This is a genomic window from Oxalobacter paraformigenes (genome assembly GCF_000158475.2).
In the GTDB taxonomy this organism is placed as follows: Bacteria; Pseudomonadota; Gammaproteobacteria; order Burkholderiales; family Burkholderiaceae_D; genus Oxalobacter; species Oxalobacter paraformigenes.
In genome coordinates this window covers 23938-41924 of record NZ_KI392030.1, presented here as the reverse complement: position 1 = coordinate 41924, position 17987 = coordinate 23938, and the positions used below count along the sequence as shown (strand labels likewise).

General features: G+C 47.9%; 22 protein-coding genes. 9 read left to right on the top strand and 13 right to left on the bottom strand.

Annotated features, from left to right (window positions below):
* Nucleotides 1-41: 41 nt before the first annotated feature.
* From OFAG_RS00235 to OFAG_RS00175, 13 genes are all read right to left on the bottom strand, one after another.
* The gene (locus OFAG_RS00235) at nt 42-464 is read right to left on the bottom strand and encodes a F0F1 ATP synthase subunit epsilon (protein ID WP_005878495.1); all 423 of its coding nucleotides are present in this window, start codon (nt 462-464) and stop codon (nt 42-44) included.
* A gap of 94 nt (nt 465-558) precedes the next feature.
* Entirely contained in the window at nt 559-1935 is a 1377-nt protein-coding gene (atpD, locus tag OFAG_RS00230; RefSeq protein ID WP_005878497.1) for a F0F1 ATP synthase subunit beta, read from the bottom strand.
* A 53-nt stretch (nt 1936-1988) separates the two neighbouring features.
* Nucleotides 1989-2858 (bottom strand): F0F1 ATP synthase subunit gamma, encoded by an 870-nt coding sequence (gene atpG / locus OFAG_RS00225; protein ID WP_020994652.1) that lies wholly within the window; start codon nt 2856-2858, stop codon nt 1989-1991.
* Nucleotides 2859-2895: 37 nt separating this feature from the next.
* On the bottom strand, nt 2896-4446 hold the full coding sequence (gene atpA, locus OFAG_RS00220; protein WP_005878501.1) for a F0F1 ATP synthase subunit alpha: 1551 nt from the start codon (nt 4444-4446) through the stop codon (nt 2896-2898).
* Nucleotides 4447-4497: 51 nt separating this feature from the next.
* Nucleotides 4498-5031, bottom strand: a complete 534-nt coding sequence (locus OFAG_RS00215) for a F0F1 ATP synthase subunit delta (RefSeq protein WP_040719258.1) — start codon at nt 5029-5031, stop codon at nt 4498-4500.
* Complete coding sequence (locus tag OFAG_RS00210; RefSeq protein ID WP_005878505.1) at nt 5031-5501, bottom strand: F0F1 ATP synthase subunit B; 471 nt, start codon at nt 5499-5501, stop codon at nt 5031-5033. Before OFAG_RS00210 ends, OFAG_RS00215 begins: the two co-directional genes overlap by 1 nt.
* A gap of 74 nt (nt 5502-5575) precedes the next feature.
* Nucleotides 5576-5818 (bottom strand): F0F1 ATP synthase subunit C, encoded by a 243-nt coding sequence (atpE, locus tag OFAG_RS00205; RefSeq protein ID WP_005878511.1) that lies wholly within the window; start codon nt 5816-5818, stop codon nt 5576-5578.
* A gap of 64 nt (nt 5819-5882) precedes the next feature.
* Complete coding sequence (atpB, locus tag OFAG_RS00200; protein ID WP_020994651.1) at nt 5883-6719, bottom strand: F0F1 ATP synthase subunit A; 837 nt, start codon at nt 6717-6719, stop codon at nt 5883-5885.
* A 2-nt stretch (nt 6720-6721) separates the two neighbouring features.
* The gene (locus OFAG_RS00195) at nt 6722-7066 is read right to left on the bottom strand and encodes an ATP synthase subunit I (RefSeq protein ID WP_005878515.1); all 345 of its coding nucleotides are present in this window, start codon (nt 7064-7066) and stop codon (nt 6722-6724) included.
* Between the two features lie 250 nt (nt 7067-7316).
* On the bottom strand, nt 7317-7958 hold the full coding sequence (locus OFAG_RS00190) for an MBL fold metallo-hydrolase (protein WP_005878516.1): 642 nt from the start codon (nt 7956-7958) through the stop codon (nt 7317-7319).
* A gap of 157 nt (nt 7959-8115) precedes the next feature.
* Nucleotides 8116-8790, bottom strand: a complete 675-nt coding sequence (locus OFAG_RS12680) for an SPOR domain-containing protein (protein WP_005878517.1) — start codon at nt 8788-8790, stop codon at nt 8116-8118.
* A gap of 3 nt (nt 8791-8793) precedes the next feature.
* Nucleotides 8794-9573: a type III pantothenate kinase gene (locus OFAG_RS00180; RefSeq protein ID WP_020994650.1), complete on the bottom strand. Its 780-nt coding sequence runs from the start codon at nt 9571-9573 to the stop codon at nt 8794-8796.
* On the bottom strand, nt 9564-9842 hold the full coding sequence (locus OFAG_RS00175; RefSeq protein WP_020994649.1) for a hypothetical protein: 279 nt from the start codon (nt 9840-9842) through the stop codon (nt 9564-9566). The genes OFAG_RS00180 and OFAG_RS00175 overlap by 10 nt, the downstream gene beginning before the upstream one ends.
* 690 nt (nt 9843-10532) lie before the next feature.
* Here OFAG_RS00175 and OFAG_RS00170 point away from each other — a divergent pair.
* The 9 genes from OFAG_RS00170 to lipA all read left to right on the top strand — a co-directional run bounded on the left by OFAG_RS00170 (nt 10533) and on the right by lipA (nt 17963).
* Nucleotides 10533-11657: an MlaE family ABC transporter permease gene (locus tag OFAG_RS00170; protein WP_005878519.1), complete on the top strand. Its 1125-nt coding sequence runs from the start codon at nt 10533-10535 to the stop codon at nt 11655-11657.
* Nucleotides 11657-12466, top strand: coding sequence for an ABC transporter ATP-binding protein (locus OFAG_RS00165; protein ID WP_005878520.1), 810 nt, complete (start codon nt 11657-11659; stop codon nt 12464-12466). Before OFAG_RS00170 ends, OFAG_RS00165 begins: the two co-directional genes overlap by 1 nt.
* Nucleotides 12456-13334, top strand: coding sequence for an MlaD family protein (locus tag OFAG_RS00160; RefSeq protein ID WP_020994648.1), 879 nt, complete (start codon nt 12456-12458; stop codon nt 13332-13334). Before OFAG_RS00165 ends, OFAG_RS00160 begins: the two co-directional genes overlap by 11 nt.
* A 27-nt stretch (nt 13335-13361) precedes the next feature.
* Nucleotides 13362-13964, top strand: a complete 603-nt coding sequence (locus OFAG_RS00155; RefSeq protein ID WP_005878522.1) for an ABC-type transport auxiliary lipoprotein family protein — start codon at nt 13362-13364, stop codon at nt 13962-13964.
* 195 nt (nt 13965-14159) lie between these two features.
* Nucleotides 14160-14783 (top strand): alpha/beta hydrolase, encoded by a 624-nt coding sequence (locus tag OFAG_RS00150; protein WP_005878523.1) that lies wholly within the window; start codon nt 14160-14162, stop codon nt 14781-14783.
* Nucleotides 14784-14818: 35 nt separating this feature from the next.
* Nucleotides 14819-15970 carry a D-alanyl-D-alanine carboxypeptidase family protein gene (locus tag OFAG_RS00145; protein WP_005878524.1) on the top strand — a complete coding sequence of 384 codons (1152 nt, stop codon included), beginning with the start codon at nt 14819-14821 and terminating at the stop codon, nt 15968-15970.
* Nucleotides 15971-15982: 12 nt separating this feature from the next.
* The gene (locus tag OFAG_RS00140) at nt 15983-16258 is read left to right on the top strand and encodes an HP0495 family protein (protein ID WP_005878525.1); all 276 of its coding nucleotides are present in this window, start codon (nt 15983-15985) and stop codon (nt 16256-16258) included.
* 48 nt (nt 16259-16306) lie between these two features.
* Nucleotides 16307-17005 (top strand): lipoyl(octanoyl) transferase LipB, encoded by a 699-nt coding sequence (lipB, locus tag OFAG_RS00135; RefSeq protein WP_005878526.1) that lies wholly within the window; start codon nt 16307-16309, stop codon nt 17003-17005.
* A complete protein-coding gene (gene lipA, locus OFAG_RS00130; protein ID WP_005878527.1) occupies nt 16968-17963 on the top strand; it encodes a lipoyl synthase in 996 nt (331 codons plus the stop codon). The genes lipB and lipA overlap by 38 nt, the downstream gene beginning before the upstream one ends.
* Nucleotides 17964-17987 lie beyond the last annotated feature (24 nt).

The window sequence follows — 17987 nt, the reverse complement described above, 5'->3', positions numbered from 1 at the left end:
AAGGCAGCATGAGCTGCCTTTTTAGTAAAACAGAATACTCCTCAATGCTTGCGCCGCAATTTCTTGATCATGGACAACTGCGCAACAGCCATGGCAATTTCTGCTTGAGCTTTAGCGTAGTCAATCTGGGATTCACGATTCAGGATAGCGTCTTCAGCCAGTTTCTTGGCTTCGCTCGCTTTGGCTTCATCAAGATCCTTGGCACGAATAGCCGTATCGGCCAAAACGGTAACCGCATGTGGTTGAACTTCAAGTACACCGCCGGCAACAAAGACGTACTCTTCATCTTCCTTGTCGCTTACTTTAATACGCACAGCACCAGGCTTGATTCGGGTAATCAGTGGGGCATGCCGGGGAAGAATGCCCAGCTCGCCCAGTTCACCCGGCAACACGACGAATTCGGCTTCTCCAGAAAAAATCAATTCTTCTGCGGAAACGACGTCAACATGTATGGTGTTTGCCATGTTTGAAACCTTTATGATTGTTCAGTTGCTTTTCCGACTTTGCATGGTGTGAGAGCGTTTGCTGCTCTCACACCAAAAACCAAGTTGCAACCGATTACATTCTTTCAGCTTTTGCAATTGCTTCCTCAATGGTGCCGACCATGTAGAAAGCCTGTTCAGGCAGATGGTCCAGCTCACCGTTGGCAATCATCTTGAAGCCCTTGATCGTATCTTTCAGCGGAACGTACTTGCCCGGAGAGCCGGTAAACACTTCGGCAACAGTGAAAGGCTGCGACAGGAAACGCTGCATTTTACGGGCACGCGCGACAACCAGCTTGTCTTCAGGAGCCAGTTCGTCCATACCCAGAATGGCAATAATGTCACGCAATTCCTTGTAGCGTTGCAAAATACCCTGAACCTGACGAGCTGTGTTGTAATGTTCTTCCCCCACGACGTGCGGGTCAAGCTGGCGGGAAGTCGAATCCAGCGGATCAACAGCCGGGTAAATACCCAGTGATGCAATGTCGCGGGAAAGAACGACCGTTGAGTCCAAGTGGGCGAACGTCGTTGCAGGAGACGGGTCAGTCAAGTCGTCGGCTGGAACGTAAACGGCCTGAATGGAAGTAATGGAACCGGTATTGGTCGAGGTAATGCGTTCCTGCAGTTTACCCATTTCTTCAGCCAGCGTAGGCTGATAACCCACTGCGGAAGGCATACGGCCAAGCAGAGCGGAAACTTCAGTACCGGCCAGTGTGAAACGGTAAATGTTATCGACAAAGAAGAGCACGTCACGACCCTGATCACGGAAACTTTCCGCAATGGTCAGACCGGTCAATGCGACACGCAGGCGATTTCCTGGAGGTTCGTTCATCTGGCCGTAAACCATGGCCACTTTATCCAGAACGTTGGATTCCTGCATTTCATGGTAGAAGTCGTTACCTTCACGGGTACGTTCACCAACGCCGGCAAAAACGGACAGACCGGAGTGCTGCTTGGCGATGTTGTTGATCAGTTCCATCATGTTAACGGTCTTGCCCACACCAGCGCCGCCGAACAGACCGACTTTACCACCTTTGGCGAATGGGCAAACCAGATCAATCACCTTGATGCCGGTTTCGAGAATTTCCTGCGAAGGAGACAACTCGCTGTAAGCCGGAGCCTTGCGGTGAATGGATGCGCGTTCTTCCGTCTGAATCGGTCCCTGTTCATCAATCGGTTCGCCAAGAACATTCATGATGCGACCGAGAGTTGCTTCACCGATCGGTACCATAATAGGATTACCGGTATTTTGAATTACCATGCCCCGCCGCAAACCATCGGACGAACCCAGCGCAATGGTACGAACGACGCCGTCACCAAGCTGCTGCTGTACTTCCAGGGTAAGTTCGGAACCTTCCATTTTCAAAGCATCGTACACTTTGGGCATGTTTTCACGTGGAAACTCCACGTCAACCACAGCGCCGATACACTGAACGATTTTGCCTTCCGCCATTTTTCGTTCCTCTAAATAAATTATTCGTTTAATGCAATACTAAAAACCACGAATTAAACCGCAGCTGCTCCTGCAACAATTTCAGACAATTCTGTCGTGATTGCCGCCTGACGGGTTTTGTTGTATATCAGTTTCAAATCCGAGATAACATTACCCGCGTTGTCACTAGCTGCTTTCATGGCTACCATACGTGCAGATTGTTCTGACCCGATATTTTCGGCAACTGACTGATAAAGCAGCGCTTCGATATAACGTTGCAACAGCGTGTCGATAACAGAAGCCGCATCCGGCTCATAGATATATTCCCAACTGTGGCTCTTGGTTTCCACCTTTAAGGTATCTTTAGGTAAAGGCAGTAACTGATCTATCACCGGTTCCTGTTTCATCGTATTGATGAACTTGTTGTAACAAAGATAGATTGCATCCAGATTTTCCGCATTATACTCATCCAAGAGTGCCTTGAAGGGCCCGATCAGCTGTTCCAGACGGGGAGTATCTCCAAGCTGGACAACAGAAGAGACGACTTTCGCACCGATACGATTCAGAAAACCGAGGCCTTTTGTCCCTACTGCGACTGTTATGATGCTGTTACCCTTGGCTTCCTCTTCCTTCATTTTATTGGTAACGACTCTCAGCACATTGGTGTTCAAGCCGCCGCACAGACCCTTATCCGTTGTCACGACGACCAGTCCGATTCGCTTGGAAGTTCCCCGTTCAATGGTAAAAGGATGAACATAATCCGGATTGGCTTCTGCCAGGTGAGCTGCAATATTGCGAACAATTTCGCTATAAGGACGGCTGGCGCGCATTCTGTCTTGCGCCTTGCGCATTTTGGATGCGGCCACCATTTCCATAGCCTTGGTAATTTTCCTCGTATTTTCTACGCTGCTTATTTGGCTGCGTATTTCCTTGCCTGATGCCATGAGGCTTTACTCCTTGTCGCGTCAGTTAAAACGTTAATCAGGCAGCTTCCTGAGCCCGGACTTGTTTGAAATCGGTAATCGCTGCTGCCAGAGTCGATTCATCATCCTTGTCCAGCTTCTTGTTTTCATCAATTCTTCTCAGAAGATCAGAATGATTTTCCTTCATATAAGCATGCAGCTCGGCTTCAAACGGAAGAACGTCTTTGACTTCAATATCGTCCAGGAAACCGCTGTTAACGGCAAACAGGGAAACAGACATCAGCGAAATCGGCAATGGCGAATACTGGTTCTGCTTCAACAGTTCGGTAACGCGAGCGCCACGATCCAGCTGGCGTCTGGTCGCTTCGTCCAGATCGGATGCAAACTGTGCAAATGCTGCCAGTTCACGGTACTGGGCCAAGTCGGTACGAATACCACCCGAAAGGCTCTTGATCGCTTTGGTTTGGGCTGCGCCACCCACACGGGAGACCGAAATACCTGCGTTAATAGCCGGACGGATACCTGCATTGAAAAGGTTCGTTTCCAGGAAGATCTGACCGTCGGTAATGGAAATCACATTGGTCGGAACGAATGCCGAAACGTCACCTGCCTGGGTTTCAATGATAGGCAGTGCGGTCAGTGAACCGGTTTTACCTTTTACTTCGCCGTTGGTGAATTGTTCTACATAATGTTCGTTAACACGGGCGGCGCGCTCAAGCAGACGGGAGTGCAAATAGAAAACATCACCGGGGAACGCTTCACGTCCTGGCGGACGGCGCAACAGGAGGGAAACCTGACGGTAGGCAACAGCCTGTTTGGACAAGTCGTCATAAACGATCAGAGCATCCTGTCCGCGGTCGCGGAAATATTCGCCCATGGCACAGCCGGCATAAGGAGCGATATACTGCATTGCAGCCGATTCGGAAGCAGTTGCGGCGACGACAATGGTGTAATCCATTGCACCGTTGTCTTCCAGAGCACGAACCGTGTTCTTGATCGAAGAGGCTTTCTGGCCGACAGCGACATAAATACAGATCATGTCCTGACCCTTCTGATTGATAATGGCGTCAATCGCGACGGCGGTTTTGCCAGTCTGGCGATCGCCAATGATCAATTCACGCTGGCCTCGTCCAATGGGAACCATGGAGTCAATTGCCTTCAGGCCGGTTTGCATTGGCTGGGAAACAGATTGACGGGCAATAACCCCGGGGGCGATTTTTTCGATCGGGCTTGTCAGCTTTGCATTAACAGGACCTTTTCCGTCAATCGGCGAGCCCAGTGCATCCACAACACGACCGATTAGTTCGGGACCGGTTGGAACTTCCAGAATGCGGCCGGTACATTTGACGGTATCGCCTTCGGAAATATGCTCGTATTCACCCAGAATAACGGCGCCAACGGAATCGCGTTCCAGGTTCAACGCCAGGCCAAAAGTATTGCCGGGAAATTCCAGCATTTCCCCCTGCATAACGTCGGAAAGTCCATGAATACGGCAGATACCGTCAGAGACGGAAATAACGGTACCCTGGTTACGAATCTCGGCAGAGTCGCCGAGGTTCTCTATCCGATTTTTAATCAGATCACTGATTTCGGACGGGTTGAGTAACATACTAACTCCTAATTTTGTTCTATCGGGTTCGCGCCGCACCAAGCAGCTTGATTACGAAACAAGGGTTTCATGCATTTTCTGAAGCTTTGCACGCACAGACAAGTCAAGAACTTCATCGCCGACAGTAGCACATATGCCGCCGATGAGAGATTCATCGACTTCGACCGTAGGAATAAGCTTGCGTCCAAACCGTTTTTCCAATTTTCCGACAAGCTCGTCTATCTGGGCTTCGGTTAGCGGATAAGCGGTAGCTATTTTTGCAACTGCCGCCCCCTGACTTGCGTTTTTCAGTTCTTCAAACTGGCGTGCAATTTCAGGAAGAAGCGAAACGCGGTCATTGTCAACGAGGACTCTGATGAAATTCTTCACCATCTCATCGTTTTCACAGCGAAAGATTTGAAAAAGAATCTCGGCAACCTGATCTTTTCTCAGATTAGGATTGTTCGCAACTTCAAGAACCTGAGGATGCGAGCCAATATTAGCCAAGGCGTCAATCAGCTGTGACCACTGTGTCAAATCCTGTTTTTCAGCAATTTTAAACAGTGCTTCAGCATATGGTCGCGCTACAGTAGCTATTTCCATAATTAAAGTTCAGCAGAAATTTTGTTTAACAGATCGGCGTGAGCTTTTGCATCGATTTCCCTTTTGAGAATCTGCTCTGCTCCTTTTACGGCAAGATTGGCTACTTCGGCACGAAGCTCTTCTCTTGCCTGCCTGATCTGCAGTTCGGCCTGAGCTTTTGCCTGAGCGATAATCGCTGCAGCTTCATTCTCGGCGTCGTGTTTGATATCATCCGCAATTTGCTGTGCTCGTGTTTCAGCTTCCTGAACACGTTTTTGGCCTTCTTCCCTTGCTTTGGCGAGTTCGCTCTGTACGTGTTTTTGCACGGCGATCATTTCTTGTTTGCTGCGATCTGCTGCAGTCAAACCTTCCTGAATTTTTTTCGCGCGTTCGTCCAGTACTTTCACCAAAGGTGGCCATACTACTTTAGCCGTGAATATGGCAAGAATAATAAAGACCACAAACTGCGCGAGTAGAGTCGCATTTAAATTCACGGTAAATTCCTTTTAAGAAATAACTTCACTAACAATCAACTGTCCGGTTAGATCCCGGACACCGTGTCGGAAAATTACTTAACAAACGGATTCACGAATGCAAACATGACAGAGATACCGACAGCGATCAGGTAAACAGCGTCGACCAGACCAGCCAGAATCAGAACGTTGGTACGCAGTGGGTTCATCAATTCAGGTTGACGTGCAGATGCTTCCAGGTATTTTGCAGACATGATTGAAATACCGAAAGCGGCTGCGATAGCTGCAAAAGCGATAATCAGGCCACAGGTCAAGGCGATGATAGCGGTGTCAGTCATTATATTTCCTTCCAAGTTGATAAAAATAAAACAAAAAAGTGAATAAAAACAGAGTTACAAATTATTAATGGCCTTCATGGGCAAGACCAAGGTAAACAAGCGTCAGAATCATGAAAATGAAGGCTTGCAAGAATACGATCAGAATATGGAAAATCGCCCAGATAGTTCCTGCAATGACATGACCGACAAAGAGGAATGAACCTCCAATGGATAAGGCAGCGTAAGCGCCAAGCATGGCGATCATCAAAAACAGCAGCTCGCCGGCATACATGTTGCCCCACAGCCGCATGGCCAGCGAAATAATCTTCGCGATATATTCGATGATGTTGAGTGCAAAGTTGAATGGGGCGAGCCAGATACCGAACGGTGCGGCAAACAGTTCGTGAAGGAAGCCTTTCAGGCCCTTGACCTTGATGCCGAAATAGAACATCAGGACAACGACACCGAGTGAAATGCCGACCGTACCGTTCAGATCCGCTGTCGGGACGACGCGATGATAGGGAATATGATCGCTTAAACCGAGCCACTGGAACAATTGTCCGAAAAGGTCAACCGGTAAAAAGTCCATACAATTCATCAGGGAAATCCAGACGAAGATGGTCAGGGCAAGAGGGGCAATAAAACGGCGATCTCCGTGAATCTGTGCCTTGGACTGGGTATCGGCCATTTCAACCAGTACTTCCAGCATGGACTGTATTCGGTTAGGGGTTTCCGAAGTCGCCTTGCGTGCTACGACATACATGAAAATACATGCAACGATACCGCAAAAAACAGACCAGAAAACAGTATCAAGATTGATAATAGAAAAATCTACAAGTTTATCTTGATGGCTCGTTCCGAAATTTTGAAGGTGGTGGGAAACGTATTCTGCCAGTGAAGGCGCATGGGCATCTGCAGACATGATCAACTCTTCGATTTCGATAATAAAAAAATGTAACTTTTGAGAGCTACAACATAACTCACTAAAAAAGCAATCCAGCTGACTTCTCGGTACATCCAAAAAATCAGGACAACCAAACCAATCGAAATGGCAATCTTTAAAAATTCCATTACGAAAAATGTAGCAGGGCTATTTTTATGCAAGATTTTTTCAGCTATGTAAAATCCGAGAAAAAAAATTGCATTTGGAATAACCGAACATAAACCGGCAAGAATCGAGGAAATTCCAGCATTTTTTCCTGCAATAAATACCGTAACCATTGCAGTTGCCACTGCAATAAGCAATTGCCACGCTACAACACGACCCATTTTTATCCCGATAACAAACTGCACGAGTCAGGGGCGTGCCATCAGAACGGTTAATCTTTCAATCAATTGAAAAACAATGCGTGCTGATTAACATCAAACCCCCGAATTATACTTGTGCTACAGAGTTGTAGTCAATGAAACTTTGCATGGGAAAATATGCAAAATTTTTCTTATTTGATTTCTTGAAAATCGGACTTTTTTCTTTAAGAAAGATAAGCTTCCGGAAATAAGTTAACGCTTTTTATAAAGATTAATTCTTGTCCCTGACGAAGGCATTGCCACGCCGTTCCTGACCAATGGAAGAGACTGGGCCGTGTCCCGGTATAAACTGTACATCGTCCCCCAGTTTATACATGTTTTCCCGGATGGATTTTTCCAGCGCCTTGAAACTCCCCTTGGGAAGGTCGGTTCGTCCGACGGAACCTGCAAAAAGAACATCCCCGGAGATGGCGACTTTGGTCGGTGCATGGAAGAAAACGACATGGCCGGGAGAATGGCCCGGGCAGTGGAATACCTGCAAGGTTTCGTTGCCAACGGTTACGTTGTCTCCCTGATTGAGCCAGCGGTCAGGTGTGAAAGGCTCTCCCGGAGGCAGGCCCCACATACGAGTCTGGTCAGAATTCAACTGTTCAAGTAACCATGCATCTTCCTGATTCGGTCCTTCAATAGGTACATTGTAGAGGTCAGCGAGTTTTCTGGCGCCGCCACAATGGTCCAGATGGCCGTGTGTTACAAAGACTTTTTCAAGTGTCAGATTGCGTTGGTTCAGGGCATCGCTGATTTTTTCAATATCGCCGCCCGGATCAACGACTGCCGCCTTATTGGTATTTTCGTCCCACATCAGGGTACAGTTTTGCTGGAAAGGAGTAACAGGAATGATTTGAAACTTCATGGCTGCTCGCAGTTGTCTTAAAAAGTTGGGTCGGAAAAACAGAGTCTGTCGCATCTGTTCAAGTGACTGTTTTACTTCCAGATTTTACTGAATGTAAAATCTGGAACATTATAGCCATATTTTACGCTTTGAGACGGATCAAATGAAAAAGTGTGTTTTACTGAACAATTTCTGTGGCGACTCCACACTCTTTCCTTGTCACTTGTGGAAAAGCGGTTAACAGGGTGTTCAAATGGTCAATTTGATTACCGCTTAGATTGTTCAGTTTGAATGAGACAGACTCCGTTGTTTTCCCGCGTGCGGTAATCCTGGCATCGTGAATGCTGCGTTTTTCCAATTCTTCCATCAGATTCCGGGCGGATTTCTCCGTTTTGAAAAGACCAAGAGAAATGGCATGACGAAACCGGGTTCCTTCCGGAATAAGAAAATAGTTGGTAATGCCTTTTGCCTGCAGTTCGGCAATTCTTTTTTCTGCTGTTTTTATATTTTTAAACGGGGGTATGTAAACCATGTAACCGGATGCTTTAACGGTATGGGTACGGCTTATTTTATTAGCAGGCAATGCCATCTTTTTTGCAAAAAGATCGGCATCCTGAGGGTTGAAGTTTTCCAGTTCGATGCATGCTGTCTCCGACAGTCCTTTTTTCTTTTCTTCAACGGGTGGGACAGGCGAAGCATTCCGTGAAGACGACAGAATCCGGATTCTGCCGTCTTCAACAGGTTCGTAAGCACGGGATTCCGCCGGTATTTTTGAAATGCCGGAATAATCGACGGTTGAGGCGAATACAATGACATTGACCGCCAGTAAGAACCAGAAAACGAATTTCAGCATGGATTAAAGTGTCTTTTCTGCAGAGGATGTGCGCAAGCCTATCAAAACGAGATTATCTATTATTCTGCAAGGGATAGAAAGACTGGGTGCGATATATCGTGCTGCGCCACCGGATAAAAGGCAACGGACATCGGAAAACTGCTTCAGATGGGCCGTTACTGCCCGTTCAATTGCTCCAGCTTGCGCATTCAAGCATCCGCTTAAAATGGCGCCACTGGTATGGTTGGCAAACGAAGCCGCTCCATTGTTCAACTGGTCGATTTCCGGCAACTGCGCGGTGTTTTGCGCGAGTGATTCTGCCATCAGCTTCAGTCCGGGCAGTATCATGCCGCCCAGAAATGTGCCATCGGGAGATAAAGTATCGATTGTTGTGGCCGTGCCAGCCGTTACGACGATCAGTGCTTTTCCGGGAAGAAGGGCGCGAGCCCCGATCATTGAGGCGAAGCGGTCGCTGCCCAGTTTTCTGTAGTCCAGATAGGTGTTCTTTATGCCGCCAAGTGACGGAACGGAATAGAACCACTCGATTTTCAACGGTTCGGGTTTGAGTGCGGTCAGAAACTCAAATAATGTGTTTCCCAGGTATTGTCCCGCTACATTGGAAATGAGAACCCGCCTGATTGGCATTTCGTCATGAATCTGTTGCCAGGCTTTTTCCAAGGCGGCCAATTCATGGTGACGGACTGCTCCAAAGTTTCTCCAGGCAATGGATTCCAGACTAAAAGCCTGATCCGGATTCGGCCGTGCCCATTTGATAAAAGTGTTTCCTGCATCAATCAATAACATAATGACACTATTTCCTGTTTCGGTCGGAGAAAGAGATTTTCTGCAATAAGTGAAACACAGACATTGACAGTTTCAACATGCAATTTGTCCGGATAGTCTATGCGATAGTCTATGCCTTTCTTTTTGTCGGTTACATGTGTTTTCAGATGCTTGACGATTTCTTTTTTTTGCTCGGCATGCGGTGAACACCTGCTGGACGTAGGTAACCCGGAATTTGTCTGTTTCAGCATGGAAAAGTATTCATGTCGTTTTTCGCGGGAGACAGTCATAAGCGGATTGCAATGCTGTCGAACAAACCGTGGCATTTCTGTTGCGGCAGCTTTTTTTAAAGAGCCTTGGCAGGCCAAAACTGGCGCCGCTTTGGATGACGCCCCATTCTTTTTACTTCCCGTAAGGCAGTTCAGCAAATATTTCTGTGAATTTTTTTCTTTTCGTTAGAAATCTCTCATTTGACTATTTTAACAAAACAGGAGCATCGTATTCTCTTGCCTTCCCGTTTGGGAGAAGCAATTGACAGCAAGCGGGATCTCCGGAATTTTTCAGGCGGCTCGCGAAAGTTTCCCTCTTGTAAAAGGGCAAAGAACGAACCGGACAAGCAATACTACATGTGATCGTTATGGCTGTCCCGCTGTTTATTTATTGGTTGGAAGAGATGCCGGCACCGACAATGGGCCAATTTTTTTCAGCAGTACCTGATGGGTTGCATCCCAATGAGGCATCGTTTTGGAAACGAATCTGTTTTGGCGGGTTGAGCGTATGAAATGAGGCGACCGACAGTTAATGTTTCTTTTTTACAATAGCAAGGGCGGATTTAACGGCAGAAAATCGAATATGTTAAAACAGATAGCTTTTCAAGATGTTATTAATTCACATAATTGAATAGATACTATTTTTCCGATATTCAGTACAATCGGAGCAGTAGTAATATAAATATTCCTATAGAGAAATAACGGATCAGTATGTCGACCAAACCGGATCAGACGCCAAGACTTGATATAGTCGGTAACACGTGCGTTATCGCCCGAGGTAACTGGCGGGTTGAATCGTTGGCTGCGTCTGGCGTTATCAATCGTATTCGTTCCACGGTTCGCTCCTTTTCAAAAAAAGGTTCAGTTAGCTGGGATTTGACCCAGATTCTGGAGCTGGACTATATCGGTGCGCAGTTACTCTGGGATAACTGGAACAAAACCCGACCCCGGGAACTGCTGGTGACTTCTGAACAAAACAAACTGTTTTCCCGGCTTGAAAGTGCCGGTAATTTACAGTTGCCGGCAGAAAAACCGGCTCATTGGCAGCTGTTTGGACGGATAAGAAAATTTCCACAGGCCGCGGCAGAGCATTTTTCAGGTATTGTCGGTCTGGTCGGCCAGTTGATGATTGACCTGGCTCGTTTCGCCAAGGCGCCCCACAGAGGCCCCTGGACGGAAATTTCGGCGAATATTTATCATGCTGGGGCACAAGCACTTGGTATCACGGCTATAGTCGGTTTTTTGATAGGGGTTGTTTTATCGTATTTATCGGCTCAACAGCTTCATATGTTTGGAGGAGATGTCTTTCTTGTCAATCTTTTGGGGATGAGCGTGATACGCGAATTGGGTCCTTTGCTGGCAGCCATTCTGGTAGCCGGCCGTTCCGGATCGTCCATGACGGCACAGCTTGGCGTCATGCGGGTTACAGAAGAGTTAAGTGCGATGCAGGTCATGGGAATGTCCCACGGGTTCAGGCTTATCATGCCAAAAGTCATTGCCCTGTCGATAGTTATGCCTTTATTGATAATCTGGACCGATATCGTCGCTTTGCTGGGGGGGATGCTTGCTGCCAGCTTCGAAATCGGGTTATCCATTCCTTATTTTCTTTCCGCCTTGCCGAATGCTGTGCCCATGGCAAATTTCTGGATAGGAATCGGAAAGGGAATTGTCTTCGGCATTCTGATTGCCCTGATTGCCTGTTATTACGGAATGAAAATCAAGCCCAACACTGAAAGCCTGGGGCAGGGAACGACCAATTCCGTCGTGACATCCATTACGATCGTTATTCTGGCGGACGCTATTTTTGCCGTTGTTCTTCAGGGGGTGGGATTCTGATGGAAACGAATGCCATCGAGATTCATGGGTTATGGACCCAATTCGGCAGTCACGTTGTTCACAAGGATCTGGATCTGACCGTTAAAAAGGGAGAAATTGTTTCTATTGTAGGGGGATCGGGATCGGGAAAAACGACTTTGCTGCGGGAAATACTGGGTTTGCAAAAGCCTGCTCGGGGAACGGTAAAAGTCCTGGGAATAGATATTGAAAAGGCAAGTGTGGCTGAAATGCGCAAGCTGGACGACCGCTGGGGCGTTCTGTTTCAACAGGGAGCGCTTTTTTCCGCCTTGTCGGTTTTTGATAATGTTGCTTTGCCGATGCGGGAATTGCACGGATTGCCCGAGGCGCTGATTACCAATGCCGTATTGCTGAAGCTTCAAATGGCAGGGCTTACTCCGGATGATGCCAATAAAATGCCTTCGGATCTGTCAGGCGGCATGATTAAAAGGGTAGCGCTTGCACGCGCTCTCTCGCTTGAACCCGATCTTTTGTTTCTGGATGAACCGACAGCAGGTCTTGATCCGGCCCTTTCCGACAGTTTCGTGGAGCTTATTCAGAGTCTTCATGACGAGCTTCATCTAACGGTTGTCATGGTGTCGCACGATCTGGATACCGTTTTGGATTTGTCGACCCAAATCGTTGTTCTGGCAGACAAAAAGGTCGTGGCAAGCGGTCCACCGGAAGACGTACTGAAAGTCAAACACCCTTTTATTGAAGATTTCTTTTTGGGCAACAGAGGCAGAAAAGTGTTAGCGGGTTTGCCACATTTGGATGTCGCAAAAGTATTGAGAGGAAGTGATGGAAAATAAATCTCATGCGTTTATCGCAGGATTGTTTACGGTCTGTCTGGTTGCGGCGGCTTTGCTTATTGTCTGGTTCCTGAATATGGATCGGACTGTCCGGGTGCCTTACATGATTGCCACCAATCAGTCGATCCCCGGCTTGAATCCCCAGGCTACGGTCCGGTTCCGGGGGCTTGATGTCGGACGTGTGACCAATATCGGATTCAATCCGAAAGAACCAGGTGAAATTCTGATTCATTTCGAAGTGAAGGAAGACACTCCTATGACGAAATCGACCTTTGCCACCTTGACTTATCAGGGCGTTACCGGCATCGCGTCGGTGGAACTGAGTGATGACGGAAGTGACAGGGAAAAACTCGTTACTTCGCCAGAGAATCCTGCAGAAATTCCGCTGCGTCCCAGTTTGCTGGCCGAATTGCAGTTACGTGGTCTTGAAATACTGAAAGAAGTGCAAAGTTTGTCCTCCCAGCTGGCCATTCTTTTCAATGAGGAAAACAGCAAGACTATGGTCGATGCATTCAGGAATATCAGTCGTGCTGCGGAAAGCTGGGATAAAGTGCCGCGTCAGCTGGAACCAACCCTTCAGCAGTTGCCCCAAACTACGGCGGAAGCACAAAAAATGGTTCAGTCGATTACCGAATTGTCGAAAGAACTTAAGGAATTGGGTCAGAAAGCAAATACATTTGTGTCTAACGATATGAACAGCGATGCTGTCCCGCGTCTGGAATCGTTGGCTGACGATGCCAGAATGACTCTTTATAATCTCAATAAAGTGCTTGAACAATACAAGCAAAGACCCTCCGGTTTGCTCTTCGGCGCAAAAGGCCCGGCACCGGGCCCGGGTGAAGCGGGATTCAATGCCAGCGGACAATAACGTAGATGACCTTTTAGGAAATGTGTCATGACAAAATATATCAAATTTTTCTTAACGACGGTATTGGCGGTTTCCCTGTTGACAGCCTGTGCGTTCGGGGACAGAAGACCTCCGGCAACTTTGTACGATCTGGGTCCCTTGAAAACGGAAAATCTGTCGCGTTTGCCTGCGGGTATGCCAGTAATCAGCACAAAAGTGCATGCGCCGGAATGGATGAATGAAAATCTGATGTTTTACCGTCTCGATTATGTTAATGATCAGCAGGTTCGTTTTTATACCGAAAGCAGTTGGAATTCGCCGCCTTCGCGATTGTTTAAAAACAGACTGGATACTTATCTGGTCGCTGCCGGCAGTACTGTAACCGGTATCAGGACATCGTCCCCTACATTGACTTTGCGGATTTACCTCGAAGATTTCAGCCAGCATTTCAGCAGTCCTTCCGATAATACAAGTCGTATCGTTCTTCGGGCTTCGTTATTCAGGGGACGCGATCTGGTCGCACAAAAGCGTTTTCGGAAAGAGGTTGTTTCGCGGACCGCTGATGCACAGGGGGGAGCCAGAGCGCTTGCACAAAGCAGTGATGAACTGATTGTGGAGATCATGAACTGGATGGCGGAAAGGAGCGAGTAAGTTTTACTTGCCGGAATTTTCAGGAATCACCCCCTGACCTGCCTGTTTGGCTACAGGCAGGTTTTTTATTTTCTTTAACGGATGTCGGGTTGAATTCAATTACCGCGTTTGTCAAAATGAATAGCATGGGATAATAAGGCCGGCTACCTGTTTTGAACCGGATCGGTTAGCGGATACGCAAGAGGAGAGAGTTCGATGAATGTTGACACCAAGTTGTTCTTTGTGAACGGAAGCGTGGGCAAGCTAGAGTGTGCTCTGGATTTGCCAAAGAGGGAACCGGTCGGTATCGCTATTCTGGCTCATCCTCATCCGCTTTACGGCGGCGCAATGAGTAATAAAGTCGTTCAAATGATGGCCCGCGCCTTTATCGGACTGGATTATCTTGCCGTACGAATGAATTTCCGGGGAGTAGGAAAATCGGAAGGAGTGCATGACTTCGGTAATGGCGAGACCGACGATATGGCCATACTTCTTGAATATGTGCGTGGAAAATATCCGGGATTGCCCATCGTGCTGGGGGGATTCTCATTCGGAACCTACGTCCAGTCGCGTTTGCAGGAAAAAATGGTTGCAGAGGGCAGGCCACCGGAACGAATGGTTTTTGTTAGTACAACAGCTGGAAAATGGGCCGTGGAAAAGGTACCTGCCAGTACCCTTTTGATTCACGGTGAACTGGATAATGTCGTTCCGCTGAAAGATGTTTTCAACTGGGCACGCCCGCAGGATTTGTCGGTAGTCGTTGTTGCCGGCGCGGATCATTTATTCAATCATAAACTTCATCACATCCGTCAAATTATTACAGCAGTTTTCAAGCACTAGCTATCGTCTGACAGTTTTTTCGCCCAAGCATATAAATGAAAAAGAGTTTTTTGTCGTTTTTTGTCCTGTTCTTTCTGGTGTTGCATAATCCGGCTCATTCGGTTTCTCTTCCTTCACCCAATCTGGCTGCAAGGTCATGGCTTCTCATGGATGTGGTCAGCAATCAGGTGCTGGCATCTAAAAATGCCGATGACAGGATCGCTTCACGGACAGCCTCAAAATTGATGACGGCTTATCTCGTTTTCGGCGCCCTCAGAGACGGAAGAGTCAGTCTTGACCAGCCAATTGTCGTGTCCGAACAGGTTGCCCGATTGGGTACCGGTGGTCCCGAAATGTTTCTTCAGAATGGTGGAACGGCAACGGTACGGGAATTGTTGCTGGGATTGATCGTTCGCGGTGGAGACGATGCCGCTCTTGCGCTGGCCATCGCAGTGTCGGGTGATGAAAAGACGTTTGTCGAATTGATGAACCGGGAAGCTGTCCGGCTGGGCATGAAGTCGACTTTGTTTGCGCATCCTTATGGCTCTTCCGGGAAGGAGGGATATTCAACGCCTTCAGATATGGCCGTTTTGGCGCTTGGTGTGATGCGGGATTTTTCCGATTATTCTTCCTTTTTTTCTACGAAGGAATTTTCCTACAACGGAATCCGTATGCGAAATGGGAATCGCCTGCTCTGGCTGGACGGAGCGGTAGATGGATTGTTTGCCACGAACAGTCCGGAGGAGTCTTATACCTTGCTTGCTTCGGCAAAACGCGACAGCGTACTGGGTGAACGCAGAATGCTGTCGATTGTGACAGGGGCTGTTTCCGATCAAGCACGTATGCAGGAAAGTTTGAAATTATTGAACTGGGGTTTTCAGAATTTCGACATGATCAGACTTTTCGAGAAAAACCAGATTGTTGCAACACCTGAAGTGTGGAAGGGGTCGTCAGGAAAAGTTGAAGTCGGTTTTAACAACGATACGTTCATATCGGTACCGAAAGGGGCTGTTTCCCGCATGAAATCCGTTCTTGTCCGGAACGATCCGCTAATAGCTCCTATTGATGAAGGTTCTCGCATCGGGATATTGAAAATCGTTGTCGATGACAAGGTAATTGCCGAATTGCCGGTCGTCGCGCTGGAACAGATTAATGTGGCCAGTTTTTTGGGCAGACTATGGGATACCATCCGTTTGTGGTTCAAATAAAAGGAGCTCATCATGAGTTGTTTTCTGGGAAATGAAGATCCAATCCAATATCCTTGCGATTTTCCAATCAAGATCATGGGAGAAAAAAGGGATGACTTTGCCGAAACCATTACCGGTGTCATACGGCTTCATGATCCCTTGTTTGACGCGGCAACATTGGGGATGCGTCTTTCTTCGAAGGGAAATTATCTGAGCCTGACCGCTACGGTCAAGGCGACCAGCCGCGAACAGCTCGACAATCTTTATCGGGCCTTGTCTTCACATCCCATGGTTAAAGTCGTACTGTAAACAGTACGCTGCTTTTTTAAATTGAAATTACACGTTTTGCCAAAAAAGATGCCGGCTGACGAAGTACTGGTCAGGTCGTTTGGCCGTATGCGTTACGGGGTTGCTTTCCAGAGGATGAGAGAGTTTACCCGGCAAAGGAATGCTTTTACATCCGATGAAATCTGGATAGTAGAACATGAACCGGTTTTCACGCTGGGACAGGCAGCAGGCCGGTCGCATATTCTCGATGCTCATGACATTCCGGTCATCGAGACGGATCGTGGAGGTGAAGTTACTTATCACGGCCCAGGACAAGCGGTCATTTATCTGCTTATCGATTTGCGCCGTCGTTTCGGCAGGTTATACGTTCGTGAACTTGTTTTCAGGATCGAAGCCGCTGTGATCGAGGTGTTGTCGGGGGCGGGTATTACAGGAGAGCGGCGGAATGGCGCTCCCGGCATTTATATTCCATCCCGATTTGCCTATGGCAGCAATCAGGGGGCAAAAATTGCAGCGCTGGGTTTAAAAATAAGGAGTAATGGATGTATGTATCATGGTCTTGCATTGAATGTTGCAATGAATCTGGAGCCCTTTAAGTGGATTGACCCTTGTGGCTATAAGGGACTCGCTGTAACGGACATGAAGTCACTTGGATTTGCCGGCGATCTGGGCGAAATTCAACTGGCATTGCTTGATGCCTTATCGAGGGAACTGGGGTTGACGGTAAAGTTTGTCCGCGATGAGGAGGCAGGCGATGCCGATCGATGAAAGTGGCAAGGCTAAAAAAGACGCCTTTTTTCCCAAGCAGAAAGGTGCGCTGAAAACCGCAAGGATTCCTGTCAGAATCCAGCCTGCCGAAAAATTGCCGAAACCATCGTGGATAAGGGTCAGGGCAGGTTCTTATTCTTCTCATTTTCAAACAGTTAAAAATCTTATAGCCGATCACAAACTGGTAACGGTATGCGACGAAGCGAGTTGCCCCAACCGGGCTGAATGCTACGGAAACGGCACGGCGGCCTTTATGATAATGGGCGATAAATGTACAAGGAGATGCCCCTTCTGCGATGTCGCTCATGGACGTCCCGATCCGCTTGACGAAAACGAGCCAGAACAGTTGGCCAGGATGATAGCGCTTCTTGGTTTGTCTTATGTCGTGGTAACTTCGGTGAACAGGGACGATCTGCGGGATGGTGGAGCCTCTCATTTTGTCGCCTGTCTGAAAACGATAAAAAAAGTTTCTCCGGATACGCGTGTCGAAATACTGACGCCGGATTTCAAAGGACGGATGGATAAGGCGCTCGATAGCCTGTGTTCTTTTCCGCCCGACGTTTTCAATCACAATCTGGAAACCGTTCCGCGTCTTTATCGGCAGGCAAGACCTGGAGCCGATTATGCCTATTCATTGGAATTGCTGAAGGAATTCGGAGACCGGTGTCCCCACATCCCGACAAAATCGGGCTTGATGGTCGGGCTGGGAGAAACTGATGAGGAAATCATTCAGGTCATGGAAGATCTGCGTGCGCATAAGGTTTCCATGCTGACCATCGGACAATATCTTATGCCTTCTTCCGATCATTTGCCAGTTTTGAGATATGTGCTTCCCGATACATTTGGCAAACTGGAAAAAATAGCTTACCAGCTGGGATTTGCGCATGCGGCGGTTGGCCCTCTTGTGCGGTCAAGCTATCATGCGGATGTGCAGTTGAAAAAAGCAGGAATGGCGTGACCATTCCTGCTTGTCTGGGATGTA

Coding starts and splice junctions, on each gene's coding strand:
- OFAG_RS00235 (WP_005878495.1), bottom strand. CDS start 464: ATGGCAAACACCATACATGTTGACGTCGTTTCCGCAGAAGAATTGATT.
- atpD (WP_005878497.1), bottom strand. CDS start 1,935: ATGGCGGAAGGCAAAATCGTTCAGTGTATCGGCGCTGTGGTTGACGTG.
- atpG (WP_020994652.1), bottom strand. CDS start 2,858: ATGGCATCAGGCAAGGAAATACGCAGCCAAATAAGCAGCGTAGAAAAT.
- atpA (WP_005878501.1), bottom strand. CDS start 4,446: ATGTTACTCAACCCGTCCGAAATCAGTGATCTGATTAAAAATCGGATA.
- atpE (WP_005878511.1), bottom strand. CDS start 5,818: ATGACTGACACCGCTATCATCGCCTTGACCTGTGGCCTGATTATCGCT.
- atpB (WP_020994651.1), bottom strand. CDS start 6,719: ATGTCTGCAGATGCCCATGCGCCTTCACTGGCAGAATACGTTTCCCAC.
- OFAG_RS00195 (WP_005878515.1), bottom strand. CDS start 7,066: ATGGGTCGTGTTGTAGCGTGGCAATTGCTTATTGCAGTGGCAACTGCA.
- OFAG_RS00190 (WP_005878516.1), bottom strand. CDS start 7,958: ATGAAGTTTCAAATCATTCCTGTTACTCCTTTCCAGCAAAACTGTACC.
- OFAG_RS12680 (WP_005878517.1), bottom strand. CDS start 8,790: ATGCTGAAATTCGTTTTCTGGTTCTTACTGGCGGTCAATGTCATTGTA.
- OFAG_RS00180 (WP_020994650.1), bottom strand. CDS start 9,573: ATGTTATTGATTGATGCAGGAAACACTTTTATCAAATGGGCACGGCCG.
- OFAG_RS00175 (WP_020994649.1), bottom strand. CDS start 9,842: ATGACTGTCTCCCGCGAAAAACGACATGAATACTTTTCCATGCTGAAA.
- OFAG_RS00170 (WP_005878519.1), top strand. CDS start 10,533: ATGTCGACCAAACCGGATCAGACGCCAAGACTTGATATAGTCGGTAAC.
- OFAG_RS00165 (WP_005878520.1), top strand. CDS start 11,657: ATGGAAACGAATGCCATCGAGATTCATGGGTTATGGACCCAATTCGGC.
- OFAG_RS00160 (WP_020994648.1), top strand. CDS start 12,456: ATGGAAAATAAATCTCATGCGTTTATCGCAGGATTGTTTACGGTCTGT.
- OFAG_RS00155 (WP_005878522.1), top strand. CDS start 13,362: ATGACAAAATATATCAAATTTTTCTTAACGACGGTATTGGCGGTTTCC.
- OFAG_RS00150 (WP_005878523.1), top strand. CDS start 14,160: ATGAATGTTGACACCAAGTTGTTCTTTGTGAACGGAAGCGTGGGCAAG.
- OFAG_RS00145 (WP_005878524.1), top strand. CDS start 14,819: ATGAAAAAGAGTTTTTTGTCGTTTTTTGTCCTGTTCTTTCTGGTGTTG.
- OFAG_RS00140 (WP_005878525.1), top strand. CDS start 15,983: ATGAGTTGTTTTCTGGGAAATGAAGATCCAATCCAATATCCTTGCGAT.
- lipB (WP_005878526.1), top strand. CDS start 16,307: ATGCCGGCTGACGAAGTACTGGTCAGGTCGTTTGGCCGTATGCGTTAC.